Raw genomic sequence first — 249 nt, forward strand, 5'->3', positions numbered from 1 at the left:
GTCATCATCGGTTTGTGCCTCATCACTAGGCCTATTACCGTTGCCATCGGTTTGTGCCTCACCACTAGGGCTGTTCGCTATCCTGACTTTTTCATGGTTGTTATTACCTGTGTAGTTCGCACCTGTGTACGCCCCACTGCCAATCACACCGCGGGCTGGCTCCACGGTTGGCCAATTACCGTTACCGTCGCTTTGCGGAACTACCACTTTATGACCACTCTCAGGCACAGGCGTTGAAGCATTCGAGAT

Annotated in this window: 1 protein-coding gene; it reads right to left on the minus strand. The window is 52.6% G+C overall.

Annotated features, from left to right (window positions below):
• Window positions 1-249: hypothetical protein (locus QQK21_RS06465; RefSeq protein ID WP_284191385.1), on the minus strand; the 249-nt coding region annotated here is incomplete at both ends.

The sequence above is a fragment of the Vibrio zhanjiangensis genome, assembly GCF_030161235.1.
GTDB lineage: Bacteria > Pseudomonadota > Gammaproteobacteria > Enterobacterales > Vibrionaceae > Vibrio > Vibrio zhanjiangensis.